Raw genomic sequence first — 11,838 nt, 5'->3', positions numbered from 1 at the left:
CAGCGCGTCATCGGCGCCGGCGACGATCCGTTCGACGACCGGCGGCCGTTCAGACAACACGGACCTCAATGTCACCTACCCCGTCGACATGGCCCTTGAGTACATCGCCGCGGTTGACGGCGGCGACGCCCGATGGCGTGCCTGACATGATGATGTCGCCGGGCATCAGCGTGAACAGCCCAGACAGGTAGCTGATCATTTCAGGCACCTTCCAGATCATCTGGTTGAGGTCGCCCGTCTGCCTGCGCGTGCCGTTGACGTCGAGCCAGATCTCGCCCTGGATGGGATGGCCGATCGTGCTCGCTGGAACAAGCGCGGTGCATGGGCCCGAGGCTTCGAACGCCTTGCCGACTTCCCAGGGGCGGCCCATGTCCTTGGCTTTCCCCTGCAGGTCGCGGCGCGTCATATCGAGGCCGACGCCGTAGCCGTAGACGCAGTCCAGCGCCTTCTCGACAGGAATGTCGGTGCCGCCGCTCTTCAGCGCGACCACCATCTCGATCTCGTGATGGACGTCGCTCGAAGCGGATGGATAGGGAAACGCGCCGCTTGTATCCAGATTGTCGGGATTCTTCTGGAAGAAGAATGGCGGTTCCTTGTTCGGGTCATGCCCCATTTCGACGGCATGCGCGGCATAGTTCCGGCCGACGCAATACACCCGATGCACCGGAAACAGCTTGTCGGTCCCCACCACCGGTATCGCCGGGATGGAGAGCGGTTCGATCACATAGTTTGAGGCCGTTCCATGCATGTTCACTGTCTAGCTCCTGCGTAATATTCGACTTTGGCTTCTGCCCGTTCGATCAGCTCGGCGATCACCAGAGCGAATGCGAAAAGGATGATGGTGAGGGCCCAGAACTCGGCCATGCGGAAATTCCGTGAGAAGGTTTCGAAAAGCGCGCCGTAACCGACGATGGCGACGAGCAGCTGACCGATGACCACGCCCTTTACGCCGCGAATGAGGCCAAGCCGGATTCCGGCTAGGATTTCCGGGAGTGCGGCCCAAAGGATGATCTTGGCATAAAGGACGCGGCGCGAAGCTCCGTAGGAGCGCGCCATCTCGATCAGCGACGGCGAGATGTGGCGCACGCCGGCTCGGGTATCGAGCACGATGATCCAGATCGCAAACAGGAACACCGCCGCCACGATCGTCTTCTCGCCGAAGCCGAACAGGATCATCAGCACCGGCACGATCGCGGAGAGCGGCGCGCTGGAAAAGATGTTGACCCACATGCCGAGCAGATCGTCGGCAATCTTCGAACGTCCCATCAAGATGCCGAGAGGTATGCCGACGGCGATCGCCAGGACCATGCCGGTGACGAAGGCGCGAAGGGTGGTAACCGTCGCGCCCTGCCAGGACGGTGTCTGCACGAGTTCGAAGGCGGCAGCTAGCACGTCGCTGAAAGGCGGCAGCATCAGCATCAGGTCGAGCCGCCCGACGATCTCCCAGACGATGCACCACACGAGCAACGATGCCATCATCGGCACGCGATAACCGAAAATCTTCATGACCGAGCCTCAGTCGACATATTGCTTCAGCCCCTGCCATATCTCGTCGACCGTATCGAGATAGTGCTTGTCGCGGTGTATGCGTTCGGGATCGCCGGAGCGGTCAACTTCCGGCTCGATGATGCGGGAAACCCGGCCCGGCCTCGGCGACAGAAGCACGATGCGGTCGGAGATGTAGACCGCCTCCTCAATGGAGTGCGTCACAAAGATGAACGTCTTGTTCTGGGTGGTGCGCAACCGGATCAGGTCTTCCTGGAATTTGCGTCGGTTCTGTTCGTCGACGGCCGAAAACGGTTCGTCGAGGAGCAGCACGTCGGCATCCACCGACAGCGCCCGTGCCAGGCCGACCCGCTGACGCATGCCGCCCGAGAGTTCGTGAGGATATTTGTTTTCGAAACCGGCGAGGCCGACCTCGGCGATGTAGTGACGCGCCTTGTCCTCCCGTTCAGCCTTGCCGATACCGCGCAGTTCGAGGCCGAACGCCACGTTGCGCATTACCGTTGCCCACGGCATCAGGGCGAAATCCTGGAAGACGAAGGCGCGTTCCGGTCCGGGCGCGCTGACCTGCTTCCCGTCCACCGTGATCGTCCCGGCATCGGCGCTTATGAGGCCGGCTATGATCTTGAGAAGGGTTGTCTTCCCGCAGCCGCTTGGCCCGAGCAGGCTGGTCAGCTTGCCCCTGGGAAAGTCGAGGTCGATGCCGCGCAGGGCCTCGACATCCCCGTAGGTTTTTGAAATCCCTCGTACCTCCACGATCGAATCGACCGCTGCGGGTATCGGCTTCAGTCCGTTTCGCAAAACCGCGTCGCGCATCTCAGGTCCCTCTCTTTTCGGGCCTGAAAACACGAACCTCGATCCATTGCAGAAATACCAGCGTCAGGGTCGAAAGGGCGATTATCGAGCCAATCGTTGCATACATCTCGGCGTAATCGGCGCGCGAGCGGTGGAAAGTTATGAGGTCGCCGATGCCTGTCGGCGTGATCAGCAGCTCGGCCAGCACGACGCCGACAAAACCCGCCGCAACGCCGAGGCGCAATCCGGCGAAGATGACCGGGCTGGCGTCGGGAAGTATGATCTTGGCAACCGTCTGCCAGCGCGTCCCGAGAAAGGAACGGCACATGACGAGCAGCGACTCGTTGACGTTGCGCACCGCCTTGTAGGTGTTGAGCACGATCACTGGCAGCGCCAGGATCATCACGGCGAGCGTCTTGGCGGTCATGCCGATGCCGTAGATGAAGGTCACCATGGGAATGAAGGCCGCGACGGGTGCCGCCTGAAGCACGATGAACACCGGGATCAACAACCACTCTCCGGTGCGCCAAAGGCCGCACAGCGTACCGAGGCCGACGCCGAGAAAGGTCGACAGGACAACGCCGAGCACAAGCGGCTGCAAGGTCGACAGATAGGCGCTTGGCATGCTTCCGTCGGCGATCAGTCCGAAAAATGCGATCATCGTGTCGGAAAAGGTCGGGAATGCAAAGCTGACGGGAATGCGTCCCGCGATTTCCCATGCGCCGGCAAAAAGGGCGATCGACAGCAGGCGAAGCAGGACCGGCTTGTCTTGCCAGCCCGTCGCCTCGCCGCGCCTCGCGAGGGGAGCGAGGCCGGCGGCCTCGCTCTCGGTTCTGATACCTGTCGTCATCTGGCAGCCGGCTACTTCTTGCCGAGCTTGGCAACAGCGCGATCGATCGCGCCGACATCCCAGAAATCCTCGACCTTCAGGCTCGCAGGATCACCTTCGATCTGGCCCGCCGCGCTAAAAAAGGCGAAGTCGCCGGCTGCAGCCTCGGCGCCACCGCCGTTCAGCGCGAGCGCGCCGGCTTCAGCCGTCTCCTTGTAGTATTCGGTGATTTCCGTGTCGGCTTCCGCGCCGAGATCCGGCAACAGCTTGTACTTGTTGCGGAACTCCACTGCCGCAGCGGGGTTTTCGGTGATCTCGCGTCCGGTCTTGATCAGTTCCTCGACGAGGATATCGACATCGGCGGCATTGTTCTTGAGATAGTCGGCGGTGGCGAACACCGTCTCGTCCGACGCGCTGACATTCTCGACCGGGAGCACGACGAACTTGCCGGGTGCTTCGGCTTCAAGCGCGCGGCGGTTGGCGGCATCGACGATCGAAGCTTTCAGCGTTCCCTGAATCAACGCGTTGCGGCGCACCTCGGAGCCGGGAACATAGCTGACGGTGCCGAGTGTGATGCCGTTGTTCTTGGCCATCAGCAGCATGACGGCTTCCGTGCCCGAGCCGCGCGCCTGGACGGCGACGTCCTGTCCGTCGAGATCCTTCCAGGTCTTGTAGAACTCACTGTTGACGACGGGGAAGAAACGCTGCGTCGAAATCTGCGCGAAGATGCGGATAGGCACACCGACTTTCTGGATCAGCGTGTAGGGCGCGCCGATGCCGACATCGGCCTGGCCGCCGACAATCGCCTGGGTCGCCAGGTCTTCGTCGTTAAGGATGATCAATTCGACGTTCACGCCGCGCTCCTTGGCGCGTTCGATCGCGGTGAGCGTCTGGATGGATTCGATTCCCGGCAGATCGCCGAATGCAATGCGCATGTCCCCGGCACTGGCGGCCGAAAGCGGCATCGCGCTCCCCAAGAGGGCAGCGAAAACCGCTGCCAGGACGTTACGTCTGGAAAGGCTGGTCATTTGTTTTTCCTCCCGTTCTTATAACCAATATCCTAATTGGTTAGATAGAAACCGCTGATTGGTCAAGGCCAAACTAGGGCATAAATGACCGGTTGACGCCGAAACCCAACAGTTGACGGCTCCCGTCAATCACTTTAACACCGGAATCTGAAATCAATATACGAATTGGTCAAAAATGATCGATGATGGCGGGAATGGCGGCCACGCCGCCCTGGTACAACTTCAGGCCTATCTCGCGCAGATGGACCTTTCCGGCGAAAGCCGGCTGCCGGCCGAGCGCGAATTGTGCGAGAGCCTGGGGGTGTCGCGCGGCGACCTGCGCAAGGCACTGGCCGTACTCGAGAAGGATGGACGCATCTGGCGCCACGTCGGCAAGGGCACGTTCGTCGGCAGCGGCCCGGTCGAGGAGACCATAGGGATTTCCGAGATCGCCGGGCGAACCAATCCCGCCGATGTCATGCGGGCACGCTTGATCATAGAACCGGAGATCGCCCGCGAGGCGGCGCTGCACGCGACGCTCTCCGATATCGCCGCCATGCGGCAATCGCTGGTGCAGACAAAGGAAGCCGCAACCTGGCGGCAATATGAGAACGTCGACAATTTGCTGCACCGGCAGATCGCGCAGGCCAGCCGCAACAATGTGCTTCTCGGCCTGTTCGACGTGCTGAACGCGGTGCGCCGCACCGTGGTGTGGGGGCGCCTCCGTTCAGACGGCGCGAGACCGCCGTCCGACCATCACAGCTTTGCCGACCACGACCGGATTGTAGAAGCTATTGCCGAACGCGACCTCGGCGGCGCCGCCGCGGCCATGCGGCTGCATCTGCAGCAGGTCGAACGACGGCTGATCCCGATCCGCGAAGCTGCCGAATAGCTACGACTATTCTGTCCGGCCCGGCAGCTTGTCAAAATCGGCGGCGTCATGACGCTCATGCAGCTGGCCTGACGGCTCGCCAGAGGTGCGGTTGACCATGCGTCCGCGCTTCACGGCAGGGCGGGCGTCGATCGCATCGGCCCAGCGCAGGACATTCTTGTAATCCTGGACCTGCAGGAACTCCGCCGCGTCATAGGCCCGGCCCTTCACCAGCCCGCCATACCAAGGCCAGACGGCCATATCCGCGATCGTGTAGTCGCTGCCTGCCAGATATTCGGTTTCCGCCAGGCGTCGGTCGAGCACGTCGAGCTGGCGCTTCGTCTCCATGGCGAAACGGTCGATTGCATATTCGATCTTGGTCGGCGCGTAAGCATAGAAATGGCCGAAGCCTCCGCCCAGGTAAGGCGCGCTTCCCATCTGCCAGAACAGCCATGACAGGCATTCGGCGCGCGCAGCGGCCTCGGTCGGCAGGAAAGCCCCGAACTTCTCGGCCAGATACATCAGGATCGCGCCGGACTCGAAAACCCGGATCGGCTTTGGGCCGCTTCGATCCATGAGCGCTGGGATCTTGGAGTTGGGGTTCACCGCCACGAAGCCGCTTCCAAACTGGTCGCCGTCGCCGATCTTGATCAGCCAGGCGTCGTATTCGGCGCCGGAATGCCCCAGCGCCAACAACTCTTCCAGCATCACGGTGACCTTGACGCCATTCGGCGTTCCCAACGAATAGAGCTGCAAGGGATGCTTGCCGACCGGCAACTCCTTTTCATGCGTGGCGCCTGAAACAGGGCGATTGATGTTGGCAAAGGCACCGCCGTTCGCTTTGTCCCAGGTCCAGACTTTCGGCGGCGTGTATTCGGACGAACCAGTCATTTTAAGCTCCTCGTGACCTGCACCAGTTGGAGAGTAGGTTTCCGGAATTCAAGCGGACTTTCCGCTTGGCCCTCCGTATTAGGCGCGGTGGACCCTGGTGTCTCGCGAGACACAATGGCGTTTGCGCCTTCCAATTCGGCCGGGGCCTTGTCCCCATCCATGCGGTTCATACCTATAGGGAATGCATAATCCTCAAAAGACATACGATCTTCCCAGGACGAGAGCATGAACATCGATCCAATCTTAAAGTCCATCGTGGGCGTGCGCAGCCTCGTTCCGGAAGACGCCTTCACGGCAACGACATTGGGTACACATAGGGAAGGCAGCGGTGTCGTCATTCGCGACGATGGGCTGGTGCTCACCATCGGTTATCTTATCACCGAGGCGGAAGAAGTCTGGCTGACCAGCCATGACGGCCGGGTGGTTCCCGCGCATGCGCTTGCCTACGACCAGGAAACGGGATTCGGCCTGGTGCAGGCGCTTGCGCCGCTCGGCCTTGCCGCGGTGGAATTCGGTGATGCGGCTCAGGCCAGGGCCGGCGATGCCGTCGTGCTTGCCGACGGCATCGGCCAATCCGTTCAAGCCAACATCGTCACCAAGCAGGAATTCGCGGGCTATTGGGAATATCTGCTGGACGAGGCGATATTCATCACGCCTGCCCACTCCTCGTGGGGCGGTGCGGCGCTCATTGGCGAGGACGGCAAGCTCCTGGGCATCGGTTCGCTGCGCCTGCAAATGAGCCAGGATGGGCAGACCGCGGACATCAACATGGTCGTGCCAATCAACCTGTTGCCGCCGATCCTCGAGGACCTGCTTACTCTTGGCCAGGTCAACAAGCCGCCACGGCCCTGGCTCGGCGCGTTCTCGGCCGAGAGCAACGGCCGGGTCGTGGTCATGAGCGTGGCCGAGGGAGGCCCCGCGGCTCAAGCGGGGTTGCGTCGCGGCGACATCATTTCGGATGTGCGTGACGAGGAGGTCGACAGTCTGGCGGACTTCTACCGCAAGCTCTGGAGCAGCGGTCCCGCGGGCACCTCGGTTCCCATGCGGATCGTGCGCGATGGCCGCGAGACGTGGCTGCGCCTCAAGTCGGCTGACCGCGGCAGCTTTCTCAAAAAGCCGCAACTGCAATAGGAAACGGCCGATCCTTCCGCGCACCCGCGACGATGCAATCGGCAAGGTCGATTTGAGAGATTTTTCTCCACGCTGAAATCGCGGTTCTCAGCGGGCACTTTGCTAATTGGAAGGCGGGGTGCCTGGCCGAACGCATCTCGGATTCGACCATTCCTGGCATGGCGACAACTGATCGCCGGTACCACCGGATTGGTCCACGAGTGCAGCGAATCCATAGGCGAACGCAGCGAGTAGCGCCGCGACTAAGATCATTCGGATGGCCATGCAGTTTTCGTAGCAGAACCTGAATCGACAGTGAAACCTACGGCGGGCCGGTTATTTCCTTGGGCGACAGCCTCCTGATCGGCCAAAACCTCTGGACCTCCGCCGTGCGGGCAGCCGAGCCCGCGATATTGGTGGCGGACGCGGCAGCTGCTGCCTGAAACCGCCGCATCGGATGTTGCCGAAACGGTTCGCCACCGCGCCCATGGTTGAGACTATGGCGAGTCGGATCGGAGCAGTAATGACGATTTGTGTCTTCGACACGGGCGAAGTGTTCAAACACCTGCCTGCGTCGATCAGGCATGTTTCCTGTGCATTGGTCGTTATTCGCGGTTGTCACAACTTGACGTTGCGTTAGGCTGAGGATGCGGCGGACCTGAGGGGGATTCGCCTGGCCGGTGCCGATAAGGCTCCTCCCTGCCTTGCGGCGCCGGCCTTATCATTGTTGCGCGGCGCCGATGATTTCACTCACTACGATTGTGGAGGTGACGGCTCTTGCGTACGAGGGGCTGTACCATTTGATTTTTGGCGCACCCGACAGGATTCGAACCTGTGACCTCTGCCTTCGGAGGGCAGCGCTCTATCCAGCTGAGCTACGGGTGCCAGCCTGAACCGATTGCTCGTTTCAGGCGAATGCCGATCCGGAACAGGCCCGGACCTCGGGCTTCATATCCGAAGCCGTGCCGGGCTTCAACCGGCAAGTGCCTGCCTCGGTGGCGATGCCTAGGACATCAGTTGCGAGCGAAGAGGCCACCACCACCGCCGCCGCCGCGCCGTGAAGCCGCCGGAAGATAGCGGGCGATCAGCTCCTCGACATGGGCGTTGCGGGCCTTGGCGCTTTGGCCGCCCATCACCACGACGACCAGCCCGCGGCCGTCGGCCTGAACGGAGGTCACGATATTGTAGCCGGAAGCCCGGATATAGCCGGTCTTGATGCCGTCGACGCCGCGCACCCGGCCCAGCATGTCGTTGTGGCCCTTCACCAGCTTGCCACGGAAGGCGAATTCCCGCGCCGAAAAATTCGCATACTGGTTGGGGAAGCGGTTGCGCAGCGCGATGCCGAGCACCGCCATGTCGCGCGCCGTCGTGCGCTGACCGTCGTCGGGCAGGCCCGAAGCGTTGCGGAAAACCGTGCCGCTCATGCCGAGCTGGCGTGCCTTTGCCGTCATCTGGGCGGCGAACTGATCCTCGGTGCCACCCAGATATTCGGCGACCGCCGCTGCGACGTCGTTGGCCGACTTGGTACACAGCGCCTGGATCGCCGACTGCACCGAAATCGTCTCGCCCGCCCTGAACCCCAGCTTTGAAGGCGGGCGCGCGGCGGCATAGGCCGATACCGGGATCAGCGTCGCGTTCGAGACCCGGCCCTGCTCCATCGCCTCGAACAGCATGTAGAGCGTCATCATCTTGGTGAGCGATGCGGGGTAACGCGGCGCCGTGGCGCTCGACTGGAACAGCGTGTTGCCGTTGTTGGCGTCAACGACGATCGCGGCATATTTCGACGTCGGCGCGAAACTTACCGTCGGCGCGGGCGGCCGCAACGTCTCGGTGGTCGAGCAGCCGGCAAGGAAAACGATCAGAAGCACTGCCGCGACCGGATGGAGGCCCGACCGGATGTTTCGAATGATGCTGCCCAAGAAATACCTGCCCGAAAGACGATGATGATACGTGACGGCGGCAGAGAGCGCCCAAGACCCGCCGCAATCTAACGCAACACAGATTGCCAGTCTATTTACGCGCTGACATAGCAACTGCATGGCGAAGGTCAACCGGGTAGCACGCCCGCTTCCCTAGCAGTTGGCGCCACGCTACGATAGCGCCGGTTGTATTTGGGGGAATGCAATGTCCGACATAACTGACGCAGCCGCGGCGGGATCTTCCTTGTTGCGAGCCTCGCTTGCCCGCAGCGGCAAATGGGCGAGCGGCATCGCCTTCCTGGGCGGCTGGTACCCGCGGTGGCCGAACTGCAGCAAACGATGGGCGTCGTCGCGGCCAAGGTGGACAGGATCGAGCAGACGGTGACGGCAACGCAGAAAACTGTGGAGGACGTCCAGCAGCAGACCACCAGGATCGTCGCCGGTCAGGAGCAGCAGCGGAAGCAGGCCGACGAATTGCAGAAAGCGACGGAAACCGTGGGGACGCAGACGCAGAAGATTGCCGAGAACCAGGAAAAACAGCAGCAGCAGGCGGACAGACTGCAAGCCACGACCGAGGAGATCGCGCAATCCATCGAAAAGATGGCGGACGGCTTCGCCGCGCTCGCGGTGCAAGGCGGCGTCATCGCCAATCCCAAGCGCCCGGACGAGTTCTACCACAATGCCCGGCTGCACGAGCTGTCCGGCGACATGCTGAATGCGCGGCGCAGCTACCTTGCCTTTGCCGGCTTCGATGTCGATGCCATCGATCCCTACATCCGCTTCGCCACGCTGCTGCGTGTGCAGGACGGCAAGGCGGGCGCCCGCGAGGTGTTCGGTGCGCTCGCGGCCAAGAACAAGACGCTGGCGTTGCAGCTCGTTCACGCACTGCAGTTCGAGGACCAGCAGCGGCTCGACAAGCTTAGCGCCTTCATTGCCGCCAACCCCGGCTATGCACCGGCCTATTTCCTGCTCTCGGAAGAGTTTTCGGAAGACCGTCTCGGCCAGCAGGCGCTGTCCGACAAGCGCGGCGAGGCGGAGGCCCTGACCAAATTCCTTGCGCAGGAGAAGGATGGCGGACTGGTTAAATATTTCGTCGATCACGCCGTGCTGGCGGATTGGCTGGACCGTGCGCGCAACCGGCTGGCGGCCATCGGCGACGTGCTCGATCCGTCCCGCTTCATGCCGACACTCAGCCCGACCCGGTCGAATTCGGAGTGGATGATGGCGATTTCACTGCCAGAAGCGGCAACCGGCATTTCGTGGCGGCTCGGCAAGGAAGGTCCGTTTACCGACACCGGCCTGCTTGCCACGAACGACCAGCGCACCGGCAAGCCGATGCCCAATCCGAGCTTCATGCTGCCCGCCGACACGCCTGCCGGCACGATCGCGCTCAAATATCTCGATCTGCGCGCCCGCGAGGTGGGACCGTTCGAGATACCCTTCAATCCGGACACCGCGCTTTCCGACGGCAACAAGCAGATCCTCGACCAGTTCTGGACCTCGTGGATCGCCTTCGATGCCGGCGGCAACCAGGGGCTCGTCTATTTCACCCACATCCTGTCTTACCGTTGCGCGATCAAGGATGTCCGTTACGGGCTCAACGATGGCCCACTGGACAAGGCCATCGAGATGCCGGCCTGCGACGCGCAAAATCCCTATTCGATCCCGGACAACTACATGCCGTATTTCAAGGTCGGCGACGACATCACGTCGATGTCGATGCAGATCACCTATTCGGACGGCACCCAGTCGCCGGTGCGCTCGTTCAAACGCTGAGCCCCGTCCGCTGGGCGACCGTTCCGGCGGACAGGCCCTAAATTAATTCAAATGCAATTTTCATCGCCTACGATCCATCCTGGAAACGACTGCCATGTGCCGCAGTGCCGCGGCGGTCGAAGGAAAGACGATGGGGCGAGCCGAACAGATCGAGTCGATATCAGCCGGCGGTCTTAACGACCTGGCCACGGCGATCCGCCACATGGGCGCCTATGTCGATACGCTGCGCGAGCGCATCCGCCTCCTGGAAGCCGTCATCGAGAATTTCCCCGGCGGCCTTTCTCTGTTCGACAACAATCTGGAAATGGTGCTCTGCAACGAGCAGCAGAAGGCGATGCTGGAATATCCGGCCGAGCTCTTCGCCAACGGCAACCCGACCCTGGAGGACCTGTTCCGCTTCAACGCGGCGCGTGGCGAATACGGTCCGGGCAATCCCGACGACCATGTGGCGCGGCGCATCGCGCTGGTGAAGAAACGCCACCCCCACGTCTATGAGCGCACCCGGCCGAACGGCATGATCGTCGAGATCCGTGGCGCGCCGCTGGAAGGGGGCGGGTTTGTCACCACCTATCTCGACGTCACCGAGCAGCGCCGCAACCAGGCGATGATCGCCCACATGGCGCATCATGACGGCCTGACCGACCTGCCCAACCGGGTGCTCTTCACTGACCGGTTGCGAACCGCGATCGCGCTCGCCAAGCGCGGCGGGTTGATGGCGGTGCACTGCCTCGACGTCGACAACTTCAAGCCGGTCAATGACACGCTCGGCCACAAGGGCGGCGATGAACTGCTGGTCGCCATAGCGGAAAGACTGAAGGAATCGGTTCGCGAAAACGATACCGTGGCGCGGCTCGGCGGCGACGAATTCGCCATCGTCCAGACCGGCATCCGCGAGCAGGCCGATGCGGCCGTGCTTGCCCGTCGGGTAATGTCGAAGTTCGCGGCGCCGTTCAGCGTTGGCGGCAGCCAGGTCAAGATCGGCATGAGCATCGGCATCGCCCTCGCGCCGAAGGATGGAACGACAACCGACGACATCCTGGTCAAGGCCGACACCGCTCTCTATCGCAGCAAGTCGGGCGGCCGCAGCCGTTTCAGCTTTTTCGAAGCGGAGTAGTGCCCCCAGCGCAACCGCCTTGC

Annotated in this window: 11 protein-coding genes and 1 tRNA gene; 4 read left to right on the top strand and 8 right to left on the bottom strand. The window is 62.2% G+C overall.

Annotation, left to right across the window (positions count from 1 at the left end; translation table 11 throughout):
* Positions 1-49: 49 nt before the first annotated feature.
* Genes OHD58_RS05545 through OHD58_RS05525 form a run of 5 tightly spaced genes read right to left on the bottom strand, consistent with a single transcriptional unit; the run spans position 50 to position 4,155 of the window.
* Positions 50-748 (bottom strand): fumarylacetoacetate hydrolase family protein, encoded by a 699-nt coding sequence (locus OHD58_RS05545; RefSeq protein WP_263802712.1) that lies wholly within the window; start codon positions 746-748, stop codon positions 50-52.
* A 2-nt stretch (positions 749-750) separates the two neighbouring features.
* Complete coding sequence (locus OHD58_RS05540; protein WP_263802056.1) at positions 751-1,506, bottom strand: ABC transporter permease; 756 nt, start codon at positions 1,504-1,506, stop codon at positions 751-753.
* A gap of 9 nt (positions 1,507-1,515) precedes the next feature.
* On the bottom strand, positions 1,516-2,319 hold the full coding sequence (locus OHD58_RS05535) for an ABC transporter ATP-binding protein (RefSeq protein ID WP_263802055.1): 804 nt from the start codon (positions 2,317-2,319) through the stop codon (positions 1,516-1,518).
* A 1-nt stretch (position 2,320) separates the two neighbouring features.
* A complete protein-coding gene (locus tag OHD58_RS05530; protein ID WP_263802054.1) occupies positions 2,321-3,148 on the bottom strand; it encodes an ABC transporter permease in 828 nt (275 codons plus the stop codon).
* A gap of 11 nt (positions 3,149-3,159) precedes the next feature.
* Positions 3,160-4,155, bottom strand: a complete 996-nt coding sequence (locus OHD58_RS05525; RefSeq protein WP_263802053.1) for an ABC transporter substrate-binding protein — start codon at positions 4,153-4,155, stop codon at positions 3,160-3,162.
* Between the two features lie 178 nt (positions 4,156-4,333).
* Between OHD58_RS05525 and OHD58_RS05520 the strand changes: the two genes are divergently transcribed.
* The gene (locus OHD58_RS05520) at positions 4,334-5,026 is read left to right on the top strand and encodes a FadR/GntR family transcriptional regulator (RefSeq protein ID WP_263802710.1); all 693 of its coding nucleotides are present in this window, start codon (positions 4,334-4,336) and stop codon (positions 5,024-5,026) included.
* Between the two features lie 6 nt (positions 5,027-5,032).
* Here OHD58_RS05520 and yghU read toward each other — a convergent pair whose 3' ends face one another.
* Positions 5,033-5,896, bottom strand: a complete 864-nt coding sequence (gene yghU / locus OHD58_RS05515) for a glutathione-dependent disulfide-bond oxidoreductase (RefSeq protein ID WP_263802052.1) — start codon at positions 5,894-5,896, stop codon at positions 5,033-5,035.
* Positions 5,897-6,121: 225 nt separating this feature from the next.
* Between yghU and OHD58_RS05510 the strand changes: the two genes are divergently transcribed.
* Positions 6,122-7,027, top strand: a complete 906-nt coding sequence (locus OHD58_RS05510; protein WP_263802051.1) for a S1C family serine protease — start codon at positions 6,122-6,124, stop codon at positions 7,025-7,027.
* A 787-nt stretch (positions 7,028-7,814) separates the two neighbouring features.
* On the opposite strand, the gene OHD58_RS05505 is transcribed toward OHD58_RS05510, so the two are convergent.
* Together OHD58_RS05505 and OHD58_RS05500 are read right to left on the bottom strand one after the other, a co-directional pair.
* Positions 7,815-7,891: transfer RNA gene (locus OHD58_RS05505), tRNA-Arg, on the bottom strand.
* A 128-nt stretch (positions 7,892-8,019) separates the two neighbouring features.
* The gene (locus OHD58_RS05500; protein ID WP_412177180.1) at positions 8,020-8,916 is read right to left on the bottom strand and encodes a D-alanyl-D-alanine carboxypeptidase family protein; all 897 of its coding nucleotides are present in this window, start codon (positions 8,914-8,916) and stop codon (positions 8,020-8,022) included.
* Between the two features lie 285 nt (positions 8,917-9,201).
* On the opposite strand from OHD58_RS05500, the gene OHD58_RS05495 reads away from it, so the two are divergent.
* Together OHD58_RS05495 and OHD58_RS05490 are read left to right on the top strand one after the other, a co-directional pair.
* Complete coding sequence (locus OHD58_RS05495) at positions 9,202-10,701, top strand: methyl-accepting chemotaxis protein (protein WP_263802048.1); 1,500 nt, start codon at positions 9,202-9,204, stop codon at positions 10,699-10,701.
* A 94-nt stretch (positions 10,702-10,795) separates the two neighbouring features.
* Positions 10,796-11,815 (top strand): diguanylate cyclase domain-containing protein, encoded by a 1,020-nt coding sequence (locus OHD58_RS05490; protein WP_263802047.1) that lies wholly within the window; start codon positions 10,796-10,798, stop codon positions 11,813-11,815.
* Positions 11,816-11,838: the final 23 nt, after the last annotated feature.

This window comes from Mesorhizobium sp. ZC-5 (assembly GCF_025753855.1).
Taxonomy (GTDB): Bacteria; Pseudomonadota; Alphaproteobacteria; order Rhizobiales; family Rhizobiaceae; genus Neomesorhizobium.
This window is presented reverse-complemented; position numbering and strand designations above follow the sequence as displayed.